This is a genomic window from Variovorax sp. Varisp41 (genome assembly GCF_047325085.1).
Taxonomy (GTDB): domain Bacteria; phylum Pseudomonadota; class Gammaproteobacteria; order Burkholderiales; family Burkholderiaceae_C; genus Variovorax.
Genome location: NZ_CP168541.1, coordinates 693,734 through 713,153 on the forward strand (window position 1 = coordinate 693,734; position 19,420 = coordinate 713,153).

The window sequence follows — 19,420 nt, forward strand, 5'->3', positions numbered from 1 at the left end:
TCAGCCCAGGCGCACGCGATCGGGCGCCGCGGCCTTCAGCGCATCGGCGTAGATCAGCTTGCGGTAGAGCGCGCGCAGGTCTTCCTTCGGCGGCGTCGCGAGCCCGGCCTCGACGGCCCACTGCGCGTTGAGCACCAGGTCGTCGAGCAGCCGCTCGTCGAGCCGCACGCCGACCGAGACGGTCTCGAGCCCGGCCTTGGTGGTCTCGACCGTGGCCTTGGTGCGCTCGGCCACCAGCGCGATCGCCTCGGCGGTCTGGGCGCGGTAGAAGGCCTCGGCATCGAGCAGGCTGCGCACCGCGGCCTCCACCAGCTTGGCGCGCGACTGCACCAGCGATTCGCTCGCGGTCAGCACGTAGTGGCTCAGGAACACCTTCTCCAGCCCCGTGTCGTCGAGCACCTTGACCTTGCCGCCGCTGTCGGCGATGGCCTTCTGGCCCGCGTCCCAGCCCCAGGCGAAGGCATCGATGTCGCCCTTGGCGATGGCGGTCACGGCATCGGGGCCGCGCAGGTTGACCAGCGTCACGTCCTTGAGCGCGAGGCCATGCAGCGAGAGGAAGCGGCTCAGGAAGTAGTGGCCGCTGGTGCCGACCGTGGTCGCCACGCGCCTGCCCTTGAGCTGCGCGCCGGTCGCGATGCCGCGGTCGCTGCGCGCCGCCACCACCATGCCGCTCGATAGCCGGCTGAACTCGGCCACGATCACCGCGCGCACGCCGTTCGCGCCGGCCAGGCCGATCACGCTGTCGGTGGCGGTCGCGAACTGGGCCTTGCCGGCCACGGCCGCGTCGAAGGCCAGCCGGCCCGAGGTGAACTGCAGGGTGGTGGCCTCGATGCCGTGCTTCTTCCAGAGGTTGCGGCTCGACACCAGGTAGGGAATGGCCCAGCTGAAGCCCTGGCTCTCGGCGACCACGATCTTCTCGAGCGATTGCGCGCGCAGCGGCAGGGACAGGCCGGCGGTACCGGCGAGGGCGGCGAGACCGAGGCCGAAGCGGCGGCGGTCGATGGGATGCGAGGAGCTCATGGGGTCGGAGGGAGGAAAAAGAATACGGAACGCGAGGGCTCAGCCATAGCCATAGGGATTCGGCACGTCGCCCGCCAGCAGCCAGGCACCGATGCCCTGGTGCCGGTAGTCGAGCAGGTCGTGCAGCGTGTGCACGCGCACGTTGCGCCAGTAGCGGTCGAGGTTGTGCTTCGAGGCGGTGCCCCGCGCGCCCACCAGCTCGAAGATCTGCGAGGTGACATGCAGCGCCGTGCGCGCGGCCTGCGTGCGCGCGGCGGCCACGTCGATCGCGAGTGCCCGCGGCTGTCGGCCGTGAGCGCGAAGCCCTGTTCCCAGGCCTGCTGGAAGCGCTCGTTGGCCTGGTTCGACAGCGCGGTGGCGGCCTGCAGCGCCGACCACATCTCCCCCGCGCGCAGTTGCAGCAGCCGGTCGTCCTCGGCGCGCTCGACGCCGGCCATGGGCCAGGGCTGGGTGTGGGCGCGCAGGTGCTCGATGGCGGCGCGCAGCGCGCCGAAGGCGTTGCCGAGGTAGATCTCGGTCAGCACGATCTGGCCGATCAGGTTGCGCAGCGTGGCGCGCGGGCTCGAGGCCACGCCGGGCGGGCCGAGGATCTCGTCGTGCGCGATGCGCACGCGCCGGAACTCGACGTTGCCGCTGTCGGTCTGGCGCTGGCCCATGTTGTCCCAGTCGCCGAGCACCGTGATGCCCGCGCGCGAGGTCGGCACCACGGCGAACAGCCGGTCGGTGGGCTCGGGGCCGAGCACCACCGAGATGTTGAGCACGTCGGAGTCCGGGGCGCCCGAGCAGAAGCCCTTCACGCCGTCGATCTCGATGCCGTCGTCGGTGCGCACCGCCTGCAGCCGGGTGTCGCGCGCATTCACGGCATTGCCCCAGAACCAGCGCTTCTCCACCGCCTCGCCGAGGAAACGCGCCTGCTGCGCCTCGGAACCGAACAGCAGCACGCTCGCCACCTGCAGGTGCTGGAAGCCGAACAGGTGCGCGAGCGAACTGTCGGCCTGCGCGAGCCGGCGCAGGATGCGGAAGATCAGCGGCCAGGCCGCCTGCTGGCCGCCATGGGCCGCGGGGATCGCGAGCGTGAGCAGGCCGCTGCGGCGCAGCAGCGCGCGTTCGGCCAGTGCCGTGCCGCCCGCGCGGTCGCGCTCGGCGGCACTGGCGGCCAGGGTGTTCGCGAGCGCGAGCACCGGCTCGGTGAAGATGCCGAAGTCCTCGGCGAAGGGATCGGCCGCCGATGGCGTGCCCTGGGGAGCGGAAGAAGAGGACACGGGATGGCGGCCTGCGGTGGAGAAGAGGAAGCGGAAAGCGGGGGCGGGCCGGAACGCGGGATCGGAGAGCGGCGACGCCGGCCGCGGCGGCTGCACGCATGATGCCGAGCCGGACCCCGTTCGCTTAGAACATTCCGGAGCATGGATATGCGCCGCGCGTTCAGCGCCGGTGGTCGACGCGCCGCGCCAGCCACTCGCCGACGAACTGGATCGCCGACACCAGCGCGATCAGGATCACGATCACCTCGAACATCACGCGCGTCTCGTAGCGCTCGTAGCCGTAGCGGATCGCCAGGTCGCCGAGGCCGCCCGCGCCCACGGCGCCCGCCATGGCCGAGGCATTGACCATCGCGATCACGCTGACGGTCATGCCGCCGATGATCCCGGGCAGCGCCTCGGGCAACAGCACGTGGCGCACGATGTGCCAGCGCCGGCAGCCCATGGCGCGCGCGGCCTCGATCAGGCCCGCGTCGACATCGTTGAGGCTGACCTGCGCGATGCGCGCATAGAACGGGATCAGGTTGGCCGCCAGCGGCACCACCGCGGCCCAGGTGCCGAGCGTGGTGCCGACCAGGAAGCGCGTGACCGGCAGCAGCGCGATCAGCAGGATGATGAACGGGATCGCGCGGCAGACGTTCACCGTGATCGACAGCGCCCTGTGGAAGCGCGGCCGCGGATAGAGGTTGCGCGGCGCCGTCACCGTGAGCACCACCGCGAGCACCAGCCCCAGCACGATCGCGATGAAGGCCGAGATGCCCACCATCAGCAGCGTCTGGAAGAAGGCCTGGACGTACTTGTCAATCTGCGGCGTGGACATAGCCCAGGACCTCGATGCGGTCGGCCGCGAGCGCCTGGCGCGCGGCGTCGATGTCGAAAGAAGGGTCCGCGCCCACCGGCACGGCCACCAGCAGCCGGCCCTGCGCATGGCCGCGGATGCGGTCGAGCCCGCCGTGCAGCCAGGTCGCGCCGGGGCCCAGCGCGGCCAGTGCCTCGAAGGGCAGGCCCCGCGGCCGCGCGGCGCCGTCGAAGCCCAGGCTCAGCACCCGCAGGGCCGACCGGCCCGGGATGCCTTCGAGGCCTTCGAGCTCCGGCACCAGTGCCGCCGCCAGGTCGGGCGGCAGGTCGTGCAGCAGCGGCTGCAGCAGCGCGCGCGTGGCCTCGGCCCGCGGCTTGCCGAACACGCGCCACACTTCGCCGAGCTCGACGAGGCGGCCGCGGTCGAGCACCAGCACGCGGTCGCAGACCTCGCGGATCACCGCCATGTCGTGCGTGATCAGCACCACCGTGAGGCCGAAGCGCCGGTTGATGTCGCGCAGCAGCGCGAGGATCGATTGCGTGGTCTCGGGATCGAGCGCCGAGGTCGCCTCGTCGCACAGCAGGATCTGCGGCCGGTGCACCAGCGCGCGCGCGATGCCCACGCGCTGCTTCTGCCCGCCCGAGAGCTGCGCCGGCCAGGCATCGGCCTTGTCGGCCAGGCCGACGAGTTCGAGCAGCTCGTCCACGCGCTCGCGGATGCGCCGCGACTCCACGCCCGCCACCTTGAGCGGCAGCGCGACGTTGTCGCGCACGGTCTTGGCCGACAGCAGGTTGAAGTGCTGGAAGATCATGCCGATGCGCCGGCGCAGCGCGACCAGGCCGTCCTCGTCGAGGCCGCCCACGTCCACGCCGTCGACGCGCACCGTGCCGCCGCTCGCGGCCTCGAGCGCATTGACGGTGCGCAGCAGCGTGGACTTGCCCGCGCCGCTGCGCCCGATGATGCCGAAGACCTCGCCGCGCTCGACGGCGAACGAGACCGCCTCGAGCGCCGCCACCGTGCCTGCCGCGCCCGCGTAACTCTTGGAGACCTGCTCGAAGACGATGTGGGCCGGCGCCGGCGCCGGTGCCGGCGTCGTCGCGGCGCTCAGAAGACGGGCAGTACCGAACCCTGGTACCGCGTCTGGATGAACTGGCGCACTTCCTCCGACTGGTAGGCCTGGACCAGCGGCTTGACCCAGGCCGCGTTCCTGTCCTTCTCGCGCACCACGATGATGTTGACGTAGGGGTTGTTCTCCTTCTTCTCGACCGCGAGGCCGTCGCGCGTGGCGATCAGGCCGGCCTGGTAGGCGAAGGTGTTGACGATGGCCGAGGCGTCGACGTCCTCGAGCGAGCGCGCGAGCACCACCGAGGCGGCCTCCACCAGCTGCACCTTCTTCTTGTAGCCGGTCACGTCGGCCAGCGTGGCGGTGCCCTTGAAGGGATCGAAGCCCTCGCGCAGGGTGAGCACGCCCTGGTCGCGCAGCACGACCAGCGCGCGCGTCTGGTTGCTCGGGTCGTCGGGGATGCCGAGCCTGGCGCCGTCGGGCAGGTCCTTGAAGGCCTTGTGCTTCTTCGAATAGAAGGCGATCGGCGAGATGTAGGTGTTGCCCACGCTGACCAGCTTGTAGCCGCGCTGCTTGACCTGGTCGTTGAGGAAGGGGATGTGCTGGAACGAGTTGGCCTCGAGGTCTCCGTTGTTGAGTGCCTCGTTGGGGCTGGCCGAGCCGGTGATGACCACCGGCTTGACCTCGAGGCCGTTGCGCCTGGCGACCTTGGTGACCACTTCCCAGATCTCCTCGTCGACGCCGCCGCGCACGCCCACGCGCAGGGTCTGCGATTGCGCGAGGGCCGCGGTCTGCGACCAGAGCGCGGTCGAGGCGAGGACGAGTGCGCCCAGGGCGCGAAGAACACTGCGTGTGTGCATGGCTTTCTCTTTTCGGTTGCCGGTTTTTTTCCTGCGGCCGATCTTCGAAGGCCCCGCCATGGCGGGAAAGGAAAGTTTTCGCACAAGCAATCTCGCTGCGCGACGAAGGCGCGGATCGATCCGCGCCGCGCGCCGCTGACGCGCTTGCACATGCGCATTCCGAAGTTGCCGTGGCGCAGGCTCGCCGATACGGTCGACGGCTTCGCATGCCACCTTGCCTGGAGTTCCTTCGATGACCGCTTCGCTGCCTTCCCTCCCGCTTCCGCCGAGCCGCCGCACGCTGGTGCGCGGTGCCGCCGCCGCGCTCGGCGCCGCCGGCCTCGGCCTGCTGGGCCGCCGTGCCTGGGGCGCCGACAACGACAAGCCGATCACGCTGTCGTGGACCGGCACCGGCTTGTGCCTGAGCCCGATCGTGGTCGCCAACGAGCTGGGCTACTTCACCAAGAACAACGTGAAGGTGGAGATCATCAATTTCGCGGGCGCGGTCGACCAGGTGCTCGAATCGATCGCCACCGGCAAGGCCGACATCTCGCTGGGCCTGATCCATGCCTGGCTCAAGCCGCTGGAAGCGGGCTTCGACGTGAAGGTGGTGGGCACCGCGCATGCGGGCTGCATCCGCGTGCTCGCGCCCAAAACCTCGGGCATCGCGAGCATCGAGGCCGTGAAGGGAAAGACCATCGGCGTCTCGAGTCCCGCGGGCTATGGCCGCCAGTTCTTCTCGACCGCGCTGGCGCGGCGCGGCGTGAACCCCGACCAGGACGTGCAGTGGCGCGTGTTCCCGGCCGACCAGCTCGACATCGCGCAGAAGAAGGGCGAGATCGATGTCATCGCCGACTCGGACCCGAACCTCTACCTGATCGAGAAGCGCAACCCCGGCGCCTACCTCGAGATCGCCAACATCCTCAAGGGCGACTTCAAGGACCGGCTGTGCTGCATCGTCGCGGCGCGCGGCGAACTGGTGAAACGCAATCCGCAGCAGGTGGCGGCCGTGGTGCGATCGCTGCACCAGGCCGCGGACTTCATCGCCGAGAACCCCAACGAGGCCGGGCGCGCGGTAAGCAGGCTGTTCCCGAAGGTGGCGCAGCAGGACCTCGGCAACATCCTCTCGACCATCGGCTACACGCACCATGCCAGGCGCTTCGATCTCGCGAAGGAGATCGAGAGCTATGCGGTGGACCTCAAGCAGGTGGGCGTGCTCAAGAAGAGCACCGATCCGGCGCGCTTCGCGAAATTCCTGACGGTGGACGTGCTGGCCTGAGCGCCTGCTTCAGGCCGCCAGCGGCTCGGGCACCGCGGCCAGCAGCGAGCGCGTGTAGTCGTGCGCGGGCCGCGACAGCACCTGCTCCACCGGCCCCTGCTCGACCAGCCGGCCACGGTTGAGCACCAGCACGCGGTCGGCCACATGGCGCACGAGGTTGATGTCGTGCGAGATGAACAGCAGCGCCGTGCCCAGCCGCGACTGCAGCTCGGCGATCAGGTCGATGACCTGGGCCTGCACCGAGACGTCGAGCGCCGACACCGGTTCGTCGCAGACGATCAGCGCGGGCTGCGCCGCGAGCGCGCGCGCGATCGCCACGCGCTGGCGCTGGCCGCCCGAGAGCGAACGCGGAAAGCGCTCGGCCAGCTCGGGCGCCAGGCCCACCTGCTGCAGCAGCGCCGCGATGCGCGCACCCACCTCGGCGCGCGGCAGGCCCTGCAGGTTCTCGGCGATCACCTGCGACACGCGGTAGCGCGGATCGAAGCTGCTCAGCGGATCCTGCGGGATGTACTGCAGCCGTGGCCGCAGCGGCCGGCGCGCAGCCTCGGAAATGCCCGACCACGGCTGGCCCAGCAGCCGCACCGTGCCCGCGTCGGGCTCGAGCAGGCCGAGCACGATCTTCGCGCAGGTGGACTTGCCCGAGCCCGATTCGCCGACCAGGCCGAGCACCTCGCCGGCCGCGATCGAGAACGACAGGTCCTCGAGCGCCACGAAGTCCTCGCGCGGACTCAGACCGCGCCGCACCGCGAAGCGCTTGCCGATGCCCTGGACCTCGAGCACCGGTGCCTGCGCGGCCGGCACCGGCGCGCGCGGCGGCAGCGGCTCGCGCACGATGCGCAGCCGCGTCTCGGGGCCCGCGCCGGTTGACTCGAAGCGCGCCGACGACAGCCGGCTGCCGCGCGAGGAGGTCGAGGGCACGGCCGCGATCAGCTGCCGGGTGTAGCCATGGCGCGGGCTCGACAGCACGTCGCGCACCGGGCCCTGCTCGAGCACGCGGCCATGGCGCATCACGAGCACACGGTCGGCGATGCCCGCCACCGCCGACAGGTCGTGGCTGATCAGCAGCAGGCCGCTGCCTTCGTCGCGCACGCGCCGCGCCAGCACCTCGATCACCTGCTTTTGCAGCGCCGCGTCGAGCGCGGTGGTCGGCTCGTCCGCGACGATCAGCGGCGGCAGGCCCGCGATGGCGGCCGCGATCAGCGCGCGCTGGCGCAACCCGCCCGAGAGCTGGTGCGCATACTGGCCGATGCGGCGTTCGGGATCGGGCATGCCCACGCGCGCGAGCGTTTCCAGCACGCGCCGGCGCACCGCCGCGCGGCCGCGCAGCAGGCCGTGATGCTCGAGCACCTCGCCGACCTCGCGGCCGATGGGGCGCAGCGGATCGAGCGACACCAGCGCGTCCTGCATCACCAGCCCCGCGAAGGTGCCGCGCAGGCGGCGCCAGTCGGTGGCATCGAAGCGGTTCGCGTCGCGCCCGTCGATCAGGAATTTGCGCGCGTTCACGCGCGCGCCCGGCCCCGCGAGCGCGAGCAGGCTGCGCGCGGTCACGCTCTTGCCCGAGCCCGACTCGCCGACCAGCGCCACGCATTCGCCGCGCGCGATGCGCAGGTCGAGCGCCTCGACCACGGTGCGCTCGCCCGCGGGCGTGTCGAAGCGGACCGTGAGGCCCTCCACATCGACCAGCGGAACATCGCTCATGCCAGCCTCCCCTCGAAGCGCCGCTGCAGATGGTGGCCGAGCACGGTGAACGAGATCACCGTGAGCGTGATGGCCGCGCCCGGGAACACGCCGGGCCACCAGGCCACGCGCAGCACGTCGCGGCTCTCGGCCAGCATCACGCCCCACTCGGGCGTGGGCGGCTGCGGGCCGAGGCCGAGGAAGCTCAGGCCCGAGGCCGCGAGCACGGTCGATCCCACGTAGACGGTGGCGGTCACGGGCACCGCCACCAGCACGTTGGGCAGCAGGTGGCCGAAGAACACCTGGGCGCGGCTGCGGCCGTAGATGTAGGCATGGGTCACGTAGTCGGCCTGGCGCACGATGCGCGTCTGCGCGCGCACCACGCGCGCGAACTTCGGAACGCCCGCGATGCCGACCGCGAGCGCGATGTTGGCCAGCCCCGGGCCCAGGAACACCACCACCAGCATCGCCAGCAGCACGCCCGGAAAGGACGAGATCACGTCGAACAGCCGCGACAGCCCCTCGTCGAGCAGCCATTGCTTCTGGCCCGCCACCAGGCCCAGCAGCACGCCGGCCAGCACCGAGATCGCGGTGCCGCCGATGCCGATGAACAGCGAGTAGCGCGCGCCATGCACGGTGCGCGAGAGCACGTCGCGGCCGAGCCGGTCGGTGCCGAAGGGATGCTCGGCGCCCGGCGGCTGCAGCACCGCGAGGAAGTCGCCCTCGAGCGGATCGAGCGGCGCCAGCCAGCGCGGCGCGACGGTGGCGATCACCAGCAGCGCGACGAACAGCGCCGACAGCAGCACCGCGAGCGGCGGCAGGCGCCGGCGCGGCGCGCTCGACGCGGGTGCGCTGCCCGCGGGCAGCGCGACGGTCTCGGATGCGGAAGTCATGATGCCTTGAGCCTCGGGTCGATCAGTGCATAGAGCAGGTCCAGCAAGGTGGACGCCGCGACGTGGATGAAGGCCGCCAGCAGCACCACCGCGAGCACCACGGGTGCGTCCTGGCTCAGCACCGCGTTGAGCGTGACCGTGCCCAGGCCGGGCCGGCCGAACACCTTCTCGGTGATGACGGCGCCGCCGAGCAGGCCGCCGATGATCCAGCCGCCGAGCGTGACCACCGGCAGCGCCGCATGCCGCAGCACGTGCCGCAGGCGCAGCCGCAGCTCGCCCAGGCCGCGCGCGCGCACCGTGACCACGAAGGGCTGCTCGAGCGCGCGCTCCATCGCCTCGCGCAGCACCTGCGCCAGCAGGCCCGCGGTCGGCAGCGCCAGCGCGGTCGCCGGCAGCACCAGCGCGCGCCAGTCGGCCGCGCCCGAGACCGGGAACCAGCGCAGCGTGAACGAGAAGGCCATCAGCAGCAGGATGCCGAGCCAGAACACCGGCGTGGAGGCGAACACCAGCTCCAGCGTGGAGGCCGCCGCGCGCGCGAAGCGCCCGCGGCCCGAGGTCAGCGTGGCCACCACCACCGCGAACAGCAGCGCCAGCACGCCGGCCGCGAGCGCGAGCTCGACCGTGGGCCACAGCTGCGCCATCACCACGCGCGCCACCGGCTGGCGCAGTTCGTACGAGGTGCCGAAGTCGCCGCTGGCGATGCGCGCCAGGAAGCCCAGGTACTGCTCCCACAGCGGGCGGTCCAACCCCCACTCGGCCGCGATGGCCTCGCGCAGGCCCGGGTAGTCGAGGTCGCCGGCCAGGATGTCCTCGACCCGGCCCGGCAGCGCATGCAGGGCCAGGAAGGCCGCGGTGGCGCTGCCCCACGCCACCAGCAGGCCGGCGCCCAGCCGCGAGATCACCAGTCGCCACATGACGGGCTCAGCGCTCCGACAGCCACACGTCGTGGAAGTTCGACGGCGAGTCGAGCTGCGTCTCGAACGACAGGCCGCGCACCCGGCTCTTGGCCGCGAGCTGGTAGTTGGCCGAGAACAGCGGCACGATGATGCCCTGGTCCACCGCGTGGCGCTGCGCGGCGTCGACCAGCTTCTTCTTCTCCTCGAGATTCGTGGCAGCCAGCGCGTCGTTGATGTAGCCGAACAGCGTCTTGTCGCCCTTGTCGGCCACCGCGCGGATGAAGCCGCTCTCGCCGATGTTGCCCTGCAGCTCCTGCGCCGCGTCGGCCGGCAGGTAGGTGTTGGGATAGATGCTCCACGAGCCCTTCTGCAGCTGCTGCGCCCACTCGCCGCCGGTGACGAAGCGCAGCCGCAGGTCGAAGCCCAGGTTCTTGCGCAGCTGCGCCTGCAGGCCCTGGATCAGCACGTCGCGGTTGTCGCGCACGAAGGGCTGCGGATAGCCGACCTCGATGGTCAGGCGCTGGCCGTCCTTGGTGCGGAAGCCCTCGGCGTCGCGGCCGGTCCAGCCCGCTTCGTCGAGCAGCTTGTTGGCCGCGGCCGGGTTGTTGCCCCAGCTGCCCTCGAGCGCCTTGTTGTAGAAGAAGCTGTCGGGTCCGATGTTCGACCAGGCGCGGCGATAGGCGCCGCGGTAGACGCTCTTGACCAGCGCATCGATGTCGGCGCCGTCGCGCAATGCGCGGCGCACGCGCACGTCGGTGGCCGGCGGGATCGTGTAGTTGACGTTGAGCGTGAACGAGGTCTGCGCGCCCGCGGGGCCGACCAGGAACTGGAAGCCCGGCTGGTCCTTGAACAGGCCCACGTCGGTGGGCTGCACGCCCTCGATCACGTCGACCTGGCCCGAGCTCAGCGCGCCCGCGCGCACCGCGTACTCGGGCAGGAAGCGCACCGTCACGCGATCCAGCCAGGCCGGGCCCTGGTGCGCCGCATAGCCGGGCGCCCACTGGTAGCGCGGGTTGCGCGCGAAGCCGGCCGACTGTCCGCGCACGTAGTTCTGGAACACGAAGGGACCGCTGCCCGCGATGGCGGGGCCGCCGCCGCACAGGTCGTCGCCCGACTGCAGCGACTTCGGCGAGATCAGGCCCAGCCGCACGCTGGCGATCGATTCGAGCAGGCCCGAGTCGGGCCGGGCCAGCTGCAGCCGCACTTCGCTGGCCGACACCACCTGCACGCGTTCCACCGCCTTGAGCAGTTCGCCGGCGGCGTTGGTGTTCTTGGTGTCGCGCACGAAGTCGAAGTTGAACTTCACGGCCGCCGCGTCGAGCGGCGTGCCGTCATGGAATTGCAGGCCCGGCTTGAGCTTGAAGGCATAGGTCTTGCCGTCGGGCGAGACGCTCCACTCCTGCGCCAGCCAGGGCAGGAACTTGCCGCCCTTGCCCTTGGCGACCAGCGAGTCGATGTAGTTGCGGATCAGGATGTAGGAGTTCTGCTGCGTCGAGCGGTGCGGGTTGAAGCAGATCGGATCGGTGGTGACGCCGAAGACCACCTCGCCGCCCTGGCGCGGCGTGTCGGCGGCCAGCGCGAGGTTCATGCCGCAGACCGCGAGCAGGCCGGCCTGGAGGATGCGCGGCAGCGCGCGCCGCGGGGAAGCAAGGGCAAGGGAGATCTTCATGACGACGGAAAGGAACGTGAGAAAGCCGCGCGGACGAATCCGCGCCTGGAAGAAAGGACAAGGAGTCGGCGCGCGCGGCGCCGGCCGTGCAGGCCCGGGCGAACACCCGTGCACGGGCAGCGCCGATCTTCGAAGCTCAGGGCTTCGCGGCTAACGAAAGTTTTCGCAGAAGCTATCTCGCTCAGCGCGCATGGAGCGCCTCCGCGCCTTTCATCCGCTCAATCCAGAAGTCCGCCCCAGTAGAGACGCGCTGCAGCCAGCACGGTCCGCATCTGCGTCGTGTGCGCGAGCCGGAAGGCCGCGCCGCGCACGGTCTCGTCGGGGAATTCGCTGACCAGCGTGAACGGCACGCTCGAGCGCTCGTCGGTGATCACCATGCAGGGAATGCCGTTGATGGGCGCGAACGGCAGCTCGCCGACGTGGGCATGCCACATGCGCTGCTGGAGCGCATTGAACGCGGCCAGCTCGGCCGAGCCCGCGAGCAGTTCCTTCGTGAGCGCATCGAGGAAGCGCAGGCCGTCGTGGCCGCGGTGCTGGCGCAGGATCAGGAAGAAGCCCTTGGGCACCGTCCACAGCTCGCTGCCGCGCGGCACGTAGCCGGCGCGCGGGCGCGTCCATTCGTGCGCCGGATAGCCATGCAGGCTCAGGTGCAGGCGCGCGCCGGTGCGCGCGATCGCCTCGAGCCGCGGCGCCTTCTCGCCGAAGGGCGGCTTCATGCGTGCCTCGAGGTCGTCGCCCAGCGCGGTGTAGCGCGCGGCATGCGCCATGTGCGTGGGATCGGTCTGCTGGAGCCGGTGATGCAGCGCCGCGCCGTCGGGGTTCTCGAGCGCGACCAGCGCATAGTGCGCGCCGGGCAGCGCATTGAGCAGCGGTGCCGCGCGCAACGCGCCGACCACGCCCGAGCTCTCGTTCGCATGCTGGCCGGCCGTGACCACCAGGCCCTGCCGCGTGCCGCGCACATGCAGGCCCGCGACCGGGCGGCCCTGGAACGAGGTCACGCCGAAACGCTCGCCGGGCAGGCGCGCCATCGCGGCCTCGACCTCGACCGGGGCCAGCGAGCGGTCGGCGCTGTCGAGCACCAGGGTGGCGTCGACGGGCGGGTCCACCCGCCGATGCGCGGCCAGCCGCACCGTGACGCGCGTGTCGTCCTCGCTGCGCGAGATCAGCGGCACGATGTGGCCGGGCTGCAGCGTGCGGTCGGCATCGTCGAGGCCGGCGCGCGCCTTGAAGAACTCGAGCGCGCCGTAGTAGCAGTCCTCGTGCAGCGCCTCGAAGGTGTCGATGGTCTCCTCGCCGAAGGGCAGCCGGCGTTCGATGCCGGTGGTGGCGATCGCGATCTCGAGCGTGTCGAACAGCGGCAGCGTGTCGGGCCAGGCATGGCCGCGCACCGCGTCGAGCGCGGCCGCGCAGGCGGCCTCGAACTCGGTGGGCAGCGCGGCGTCGTGCACCAGCGCATCGCCGTCCCAGACGCGCAGCCAGCCGCAGGGCGAGGCGGTGGCGTCGTTGGGCGCGAACACGCGCCACTGCCGCGCGCCGGCCGTCACGAGGTGCTCGCCGGGCAGATCGCCTTCGGTGAAACGCAGCGCGATGTCGTTACCGAGCAGGCCGGCCAGCGGATAGGCCTCGAGCCGAAAGCGCTGGCCCTGGCCCGCGGGCGTGCGGACCTCGATCGAGGTCGCCCCATCGCCCTCGAACTCCTCGAGAAAGAAATGCACCAGCGGCTTGTAGGCGCTGCGCAGCACGGCCTGCACGCCCGCCGCGGCGAGCGCCTGCTCGGCGGCGCGGCGCATGGGCGCGTCCTCGAACAGCCAGGCTTCGATGCGCGTGACCGGATTGGCGCCGAAGCGTTCGACCAGTTGCACCAGCGTGCGGGGGAAGGTGGCGTCGAGCAGCAGGGTCATGGCGGGAAGAATAAACCGCCTCGCGGCGTGGGGTTACCAACGGGCAGACACGCGGCCCCGGGGACAGGCGCCCCCAGTCTTGGCCCTCGGGCGCGCAATGCAAGCACGGAATCCGCATACGTTGATCCGTTTTCGTTCTTTGGCCTGCAGGTGGGCGCACGCTAGCCTGCGCCGGCTCCCGACTCACGGGGACCCTCATGGAAAGCCTCGCCTCGATGTCTCATGTCTTCGACAACCTCCCGCTGCCCACGGCACCCGCTGCCGTCGAGCCGGCCGCCAAGCCCTTGCCGCCGCGCCGCGCGCCACGCGTGCTGTCGCGCAACCGGCTGCTGCTGATCTCCTGGCTGGTGCCGGCCCTGGTGCTGGTGGCGTGGGAACTGGCGGCGCGGGCCGGCCATCTCTCGATCCACGTGCTGCCCGCGCCCAGCAAGGTGGCGGCCACGGCCTGGGGCCTGGTCCAGGAAGGGCGGCTGATCAGCGACATGGGCACCAGCCTGTTGCGCGCGGCCACCGGCTTCGTGATCGGCGGCTCGATCGGCTTCGCGCTCGGCACGGTGGTGGGCTTCTCGCGGCTGGCCGAGGCGCTGTTCGACCGCAGCATCCAGATGATCCGCGCCATTCCCTTCCTCGCGATGCTGCCGCTGGTGATCGTCTGGTTCGGCGTGGACGAGGGCGGCAAGATCTTCCTGGTGTCGCTGGGCGTGATGTTCCCGATCTACATCAACACCGTGCTGGGCATCCGGCAGGTCGACCCCAAGCTGCTCGAGCTCGGCCGCGTGACGGGCCTGAGCAACGCCACGCTGATCCGGCGCATCGTGCTGCCGGGCGCGCTGCCCTCGATCCTCGCGGGCGTGCGCTATGCGCTCGCGGTGGCCTGGCTCGCGCTGGTGATCGCCGAGACCATCGCCACCAGCTCGGGCATCGGCTACCTCGCGATGGATGCGCGCGAGTTCCTGCGCACCGACGTGATCGTGCTGACCATCGTGGTCTACGCCACCATCGGCGTGGCTTCGGATGCGGTGGCCCGGCTGCTCGAACGCCGGCTGCTGGCCTGGCATCCCAACTATGCGGCGGGAGAGCGGCGATGAGCGCGCAACCATCGCAACCCGAGGCGCCCGCCGTCGTCGTGCACGGCCTGCAGCGCCGCTATGGCGAGCGCACCGTGATCGGCGGGCTCGACCTGCGCATCGCGCGCGGCGAATTCGTCGCGCTGCTCGGCGAGAGCGGCTGCGGCAAGACCACGCTGCTGCGCGCGCTCGCCGGCCTCGATGCCATCGACGGCGGACGTATCGACGGACCGCGCCAGCCCGCGGTGGTGTTCCAGGAACACCGGCTGCTGCCGTGGGATTCGCTCTGGCGCAATGTCTCGCTGGGCCTCGACGAGACCACCGGCAAGGCGCTCGCTCAAGCTGCGTTGGCCGAGGTCGGCCTCGGCGACCGGCTCGACGACTGGCCGCGCAACCTCTCGGGCGGCCAGGCGCAGCGCGTGGCGCTGGCGCGCGCGCTGGTGCGCGAGCCCCGGCTGCTGCTGCTCGACGAACCCTTCGCCGCGCTCGACGCGCTCACGCGCATCCGCATGCATGGCCTGGTGAAGGAGCTGGTGCGCCGCCACCGGCCCGGCGTGCTGCTGGTCACGCACGACGTCGACGAGGCGGTGGCGCTGGCCGACCGCGTGCTCGTGATGCGCGACGGCGCGATCGCGAGCGAATACGCCGTGTCGCCCGAAGCCAATGCCAGGCGCACGCATCCCGATGCCACGGCGCTGCGCGAGGCGCTGCTGGCCGAGCTCGGCGTGGCGGCCGACAGCGTGCCCGCCTGAACCTCCTTTTCGTTTTCCTTTCTCCACCGGCCTCTTCCCTTCATGACCTCCTCGTTCTCCCCGGCCTCGCGCCGCAGCTTCCTGCAGACCGCCGTCGTCGGCGCCGGCGCCCTGGCCACGGGCCTGGCCCAGGCGCAGGCCGCCGGCCCGGCCAAGGCCACGCGCAACACCGACACCGTGCGCCTCACCTGGGGCCGCGGCGGCCTGCCCGCGCTGGCCAAGAACCGCGGCGAGTTCGAGAAGCTGCTCGCCAAGGACGGCATCAAGGTGCAGTGGATCGGCCCCTTCCCCAACCATGCGCCCTCGCTGCAGGCCGTGACCGGCGGCAGCGCCGACTTCGGCTTCGGCGGCAGCACCACGCCCGCGCTGGCCGCCATGCTCGCGGGCTCGCCGCTGGTGTTCACGCAGTTCGCCATCGTCGAGCCGCGCAGCACCGCGATCATCGCCAAGGACGGCTCGGGCATCGACAAGGTGCAGGACCTGGTGGGCAAGTCGGTCGCGGTCAACCGCTCGGGCCTCGGCGAGTTCCTGCTGGTGGCCGCGCTCGAGAAGCACAACATCGACCGCGGCAAGGTCAAGTTCGTCTACCTCAATCCGCCCGACGCCGGCCCGGCCTTCGCGCAGGGCAAGATCGACGCCTGGTCGATGTGGAGCCCGGGCGTGGACATCGCGCGCACCGAGTACAAGGCGCACGACGTCTTCTTCGAGGGCCGCGACCTCGACTTCCTGATCGACTTCAACTCCTACGTCACGCATCGCAAGTTCGCCGAGGAGAACGTGGCCATCGTGCGCGCCGTGAACGCGGCCTACGCGGCCGAGGCGAAGTGGATCAGCGAGCATCCGGTGGAGGCCGAGACGCTGAACCAGCAGGACGCGGGCTACAGCGACGCGGTGCGCGACACACTGGTCAAGCTCAAGCGCCGCTGGGACGTGCGCGGCGTGCAGGACGCGAAGTTCATCCAGGAATTCCAGAAGGCCTCCGACTGGCTGTCGGAGCGCAAGATCCTGCCGCAGAAGGCCAGGGTCACGGACTACCTCGCGCGGCTGTGAGGACGGGGCGACGCCTCGCGGCAGGAAGGCGACGGCTCCTCAGCCGCAGCGCGGCTCGCCCGCGCGGGTGCAGATCGGCACGAAGATGCGCGTGCCAGCGCGCTGCACCAGCAGCGCCGCCGTGCCGTCGGCCGTGTCGAGCTGCTGCGCCAGCGCCTCGGCGCTGTCGATCGGCTGGCCGTTGAGCGCGAGGATCAGGTCGCCCGGCTGCACGCCCGCGCGCGAGGCCGCCGCGTTCACGCGCTGCACCAGCAGGCCGCCCTCCACGCGCAGCAACCGCCGCTCGGCCGGCGCCAGCGGACGCACCGCGAAGCCCAGGCGCGACGGCGCGCTCGCGGCACCTGTCGCCAGCGGCGGCGTCTCGAAGCCGTCGACGCGCACCTCGAGCACCTGCTCCGTGCGGTCGCGCCACACCATCAGGCGCACGCTGTCGCCCGGCGTCTGCTCGGCGATGAAGCCCAGCGCATCGGCCGCCTGCACCACCTCGCGGCCCTGCACCGCCAGGATCACGTCGCCCGGCCTCAGCCCGCCGGTCTCGGCCGCGCCGCGCGGCTCCACGTAGTTCACCAGCGCGCCGGCCGGGCGCGGCAGGCGGAAGGTGTCGGCCAGCGCCTGCCCCACCTCCTGCACCGACACGCCGATGCGCCCGCGCGTGACCTTGCCGGTGGCCAGCAGCTGGTCCTTGATGCGCATGGCCGCGTCGATCGGAATCGCGAACGAGAGGCCCTGGTAACCACCGCTGCGGCTGTAGATGCGCGAGTTGATGCCGATCACCTCGCCGCGCAGGTTGAACAGCGGCCCGCCCGAATTGCCGGGGTTGATCGGCACGTCGGTCTGCAGGAACTGCATGTACTCCGCGCCCGGCAGCAGGCGCCCCTTCGCGCTCACGATGCCGGCCGTCACCGAGTTGCCGAAGCCGTAGGGCGAGCCGATCGCCACCACGCCGTCGCCCGGCTCCACGCTCGAGGGCTCGCCGATGCGCACCGTGGGCAGGCCGCTCGCGTCGATCTTGAGCAAGGCCACGTCGGCCACCGCGTCGAGCCCGACCAGGCGCGCGCGGAACTCGCGCCGGTCCGGCAGCTTCACCGTGATCTGCGTGCCGCGCGCCACCACGTGCGCGTTGGTCAGGATCAGCCCGTCGGCGCTGATGAGAAAGCCGGTGCCCAGGCTGGCCTGCTCGGTCTCGGCGGGCTGCGGCTGCGCGCCGGGCACAAGCAGCAGCCAGCGGTCGCTGAGGCGGCGCGCCGGCGCCGAAGGCCGCTCCACGCCGATGTGGACCACGGCCGGGCCGTAGCGCTTGACCAGCTCCGCGAGCCCCGAACTCGGCCAGGGCATCGCGGCCTGCAACGGCAGGCCGAACGCCAGCCCAGCGAGCGCGACCGCCAGCGCCGCGCAGAGGCGCCGCGTCCGCGCCGTCGCTTCGGCGGTGCGCGGCGAGGGTCTGGCGGGCGAAGCGGGCATGGCAGTCTTTCGGGAGGAACATGGCCCAGCCGCACGACGCACCGACGAGCAGGGGTCGAGGCGCGCAGACGGCGTGGGCCTCGAAGACAAGACGGTCCGGCGCTTGCCGGACTGCGCTTTGTCATGAAAATTTCATGAAAGGCCGGGCGCCGACGCCGCGTGCTAACGTCGACGCCAAGGGGGCCTCGGCCGAGGCTCCGACCACTCCGACGAAGATGGGATCGATGAGCCTGACCCGCGCCTGGTCGCGCCTCCAGTCGCTGCGCGACCAGCCCGCCCGCAGCGATGTGCTGCTGACGCGCGCGGCCCTGATCCTCTGCGTTCCGATCATGCTGGCCTACGGCTGCGCCGGGCTCGTCTATGGCGAGCTGCCGATGCTCACGCCCTTCGGCTTCGTCGAGATGCCCGGTGCCTGCGCCTGGCTCACGGCCGCGATGGCCTTCGCGCTCGCGGTGCTGGCGACCGACTGGCTGGTGCGCGGCGAGCTCGCCACCCCGCGTGCCTCGGCGATCGTCACGACGCGCTCATGGCGCGTGGGCGATCCACCGATGCCCGCCCTGCCCCCGCATGTGTGGCCGCAGCCGCGCAGCTCGCCGCTGCGCATCGCCTGCCTCGGCATCGCGGCGGTGGCCTGTGCCTCGGCGCTGGTGGGACGCATCACGCTCGCGCAGGGCTGGCAGGCCTTCGCGCGGCCGGGCGGGCTGGCGCCGAACGCGGAATGGCCGCTCTATCCGCTGCAATGGCTCTGGCCCTGGCTGCTGCCGCTGACACGCCAGCCCGTGCTGCTGGGCACGATCGTGGTGGGCGCGGTGCTGCTGCTGGCCGCCTATCTGCTGGCATGGCGCAAGGTGCGCGGCGCCTGGCTGCCGTTCATCACGATGCTGCCGCTGCTGTTGGCGGTTCATTTCCTCGGCGCGGCCGGCTTCGATTTCGCGGCCGCGCGAGGCCTCGGCGGGATCGTCGAGCCCGAGCTGTCGGCCGCGCTGGCGCAGCGCCCCGGGCACTACAACATCCACACCTTCCTGAGCCTGTGGGGCGCCATCGGGGCGCTCACGGTCGGGATGATCGGGGGCTTCTGGCTCGAGAGTTCGTCGGTGCTCGAGGAGGACTGACCCGGGCGGCAGCGATTCAGCTCCGGCGCGCGATGCGCATGATGGCGTCGTAGATCTCATGCTCCGCGTCCGCCGGCTCGATCTCTCCCGCGGCGGCCGCGAACGACACGGCCTCGGCCGTGCCCAGCATCGCGCGCATGCCCGCCAGCGCGAGCGGCTGTTTCGCGAAGGGCTGCAGCGCATCGCGGCACTTGGCGAGGAACAGCGCCTCGTGCTCCTTCTTGAGCGCATCGAGCTCGGGCGAACCGGCCAGCGCAGCGCTCACGCCGGGCATCTCGCGGCCCATCTCCATCACGCAATTGACGTAGGTGGCGGCGATCACCTTGGCCACGGCCGGCAGCGACCGGGCCGCGACCCGCAGGGCCTCATCCATCAGCGCGTGCTGCCGGCCGTCGTACTCCTCGTAGAGCACGCCGAGCAGCCCGGTGCGCGTGCCGAAGTGGTCGTAGACCACGGGCTTGGTCACGCCCGCGCGCTCGGCCAGGTAGCCCAGCGTGAGCGCGTCGGTGCCCTCGCCGCGCACGATGGACCAGGCCACGTCCATGAGCTGGCGGTTGCGCTCCTCCTTGGGCAGGCGCTTCTTCGCCGCGACGGGCGCGGGCGGTTTCGGGGGGGTGCTTGACATGATTAACCTACCAAAGGTAACCTACAGAAAGTAATATACCAACAGTAGTTTAAATCCA

Annotated in this window: 17 protein-coding genes and 1 pseudogene; 5 read left to right on the forward strand and 13 right to left on the reverse strand. The window is 71.4% G+C overall.

The genetic code is table 11. The annotated features are described in order from the left end of the window. From ACEN9J_RS34375 to ACEN9J_RS34400, 6 genes and pseudogenes are all read right to left on the reverse strand, one after another. Positions 1-1,020, reverse strand: coding sequence for an ABC transporter substrate-binding protein (locus ACEN9J_RS34375; protein WP_413765548.1), 1,020 nt, complete (start codon positions 1,018-1,020; stop codon positions 1-3). A 39-nt stretch (positions 1,021-1,059) separates the two neighbouring features. Beyond that, positions 1,060-1,398 (reverse strand): acyl-CoA dehydrogenase family protein, encoded by a 339-nt coding sequence (locus ACEN9J_RS34380; RefSeq protein WP_413765698.1) that lies wholly within the window; start codon positions 1,396-1,398, stop codon positions 1,060-1,062. Beyond that, positions 1,347-2,378: pseudogene (locus ACEN9J_RS34385) on the reverse strand (acyl-CoA dehydrogenase family protein); the annotation flags it as partial. The pseudogene ACEN9J_RS34385 and the gene ACEN9J_RS34380, both read right to left, overlap by 52 nt. Positions 2,379-2,442: 64 nt before the next feature. Further along, complete coding sequence (locus ACEN9J_RS34390; RefSeq protein ID WP_413765549.1) at positions 2,443-3,099, reverse strand: methionine ABC transporter permease; 657 nt, start codon at positions 3,097-3,099, stop codon at positions 2,443-2,445. Then, positions 3,080-4,186 carry a methionine ABC transporter ATP-binding protein gene (locus tag ACEN9J_RS34395; RefSeq protein ID WP_413765699.1) on the reverse strand — a complete coding sequence of 369 codons (1,107 nt, stop codon included), beginning with the start codon at positions 4,184-4,186 and terminating at the stop codon, positions 3,080-3,082. The genes ACEN9J_RS34390 and ACEN9J_RS34395 overlap by 20 nt, the downstream gene beginning before the upstream one ends. Next, a complete protein-coding gene (locus ACEN9J_RS34400; protein WP_413765550.1) occupies positions 4,183-5,001 on the reverse strand; it encodes a MetQ/NlpA family ABC transporter substrate-binding protein in 819 nt (272 codons plus the stop codon). The genes ACEN9J_RS34395 and ACEN9J_RS34400 overlap by 4 nt, the downstream gene beginning before the upstream one ends. A gap of 232 nt (positions 5,002-5,233) precedes the next feature. Here ACEN9J_RS34400 and ACEN9J_RS34405 point away from each other — a divergent pair, with 232 nt between their 5' ends. Then, positions 5,234-6,259, forward strand: a complete 1,026-nt coding sequence (locus ACEN9J_RS34405; protein WP_413765551.1) for an ABC transporter substrate-binding protein — start codon at positions 5,234-5,236, stop codon at positions 6,257-6,259. Between the two features lie 9 nt (positions 6,260-6,268). Here ACEN9J_RS34405 and ACEN9J_RS34410 read toward each other — a convergent pair whose 3' ends face one another. The 5 genes from ACEN9J_RS34410 to ACEN9J_RS34430 form a co-directional block, all read right to left on the reverse strand. After that, the gene (locus ACEN9J_RS34410; RefSeq protein ID WP_413765552.1) at positions 6,269-7,957 is read right to left on the reverse strand and encodes a dipeptide ABC transporter ATP-binding protein; all 1,689 of its coding nucleotides are present in this window, start codon (positions 7,955-7,957) and stop codon (positions 6,269-6,271) included. Then, on the reverse strand, positions 7,954-8,829 hold the full coding sequence (locus tag ACEN9J_RS34415; protein ID WP_413765553.1) for an ABC transporter permease: 876 nt from the start codon (positions 8,827-8,829) through the stop codon (positions 7,954-7,956). Before ACEN9J_RS34415 ends, ACEN9J_RS34410 begins: the two co-directional genes overlap by 4 nt. Continuing rightward, complete coding sequence (locus ACEN9J_RS34420; protein ID WP_093352605.1) at positions 8,826-9,743, reverse strand: ABC transporter permease; 918 nt, start codon at positions 9,741-9,743, stop codon at positions 8,826-8,828. The genes ACEN9J_RS34415 and ACEN9J_RS34420 overlap by 4 nt, the downstream gene beginning before the upstream one ends. A gap of 7 nt (positions 9,744-9,750) precedes the next feature. Next, on the reverse strand, positions 9,751-11,394 hold the full coding sequence (locus ACEN9J_RS34425) for an ABC transporter substrate-binding protein (protein ID WP_413765554.1): 1,644 nt from the start codon (positions 11,392-11,394) through the stop codon (positions 9,751-9,753). Positions 11,395-11,612: 218 nt separating this feature from the next. Then, positions 11,613-13,295, reverse strand: coding sequence for a hypothetical protein (locus ACEN9J_RS34430; protein WP_413765555.1), 1,683 nt, complete (start codon positions 13,293-13,295; stop codon positions 11,613-11,615). 215 nt (positions 13,296-13,510) lie between these two features. On the opposite strand from ACEN9J_RS34430, the gene ACEN9J_RS34435 reads away from it, so the two are divergent. The 3 genes from ACEN9J_RS34435 to ACEN9J_RS34445 are packed head-to-tail and all read left to right on the forward strand — an operon-like array spanning position 13,511 to position 16,164. After that, a complete protein-coding gene (locus tag ACEN9J_RS34435; protein WP_413765700.1) occupies positions 13,511-14,383 on the forward strand; it encodes an ABC transporter permease subunit in 873 nt (290 codons plus the stop codon). Continuing rightward, entirely contained in the window at positions 14,380-15,114 is a 735-nt protein-coding gene (locus ACEN9J_RS34440; protein ID WP_296792431.1) for an ABC transporter ATP-binding protein, read from the forward strand. Before ACEN9J_RS34435 ends, ACEN9J_RS34440 begins: the two co-directional genes overlap by 4 nt. A 42-nt stretch (positions 15,115-15,156) precedes the next feature. Then, positions 15,157-16,164, forward strand: coding sequence for an ABC transporter substrate-binding protein (locus tag ACEN9J_RS34445; protein ID WP_413765556.1), 1,008 nt, complete (start codon positions 15,157-15,159; stop codon positions 16,162-16,164). A 39-nt stretch (positions 16,165-16,203) separates the two neighbouring features. Here the strand turns inward: ACEN9J_RS34445 and ACEN9J_RS34450 are convergent, their stop codons facing one another. Beyond that, complete coding sequence (locus tag ACEN9J_RS34450; RefSeq protein WP_413765557.1) at positions 16,204-17,625, reverse strand: trypsin-like peptidase domain-containing protein; 1,422 nt, start codon at positions 17,623-17,625, stop codon at positions 16,204-16,206. Between the two features lie 224 nt (positions 17,626-17,849). Between ACEN9J_RS34450 and ACEN9J_RS34455 the strand changes: the two genes are divergently transcribed. Then, positions 17,850-18,737, forward strand: coding sequence for a hypothetical protein (locus tag ACEN9J_RS34455; RefSeq protein WP_413765558.1), 888 nt, complete (start codon positions 17,850-17,852; stop codon positions 18,735-18,737). Positions 18,738-18,753: 16 nt separating this feature from the next. On the opposite strand, the gene ACEN9J_RS34460 is transcribed toward ACEN9J_RS34455, so the two are convergent. Next, positions 18,754-19,362 carry a TetR/AcrR family transcriptional regulator gene (locus ACEN9J_RS34460; protein WP_413765559.1) on the reverse strand — a complete coding sequence of 203 codons (609 nt, stop codon included), beginning with the start codon at positions 19,360-19,362 and terminating at the stop codon, positions 18,754-18,756. Between the last annotated feature and the right edge of the window lie 58 nt (positions 19,363-19,420).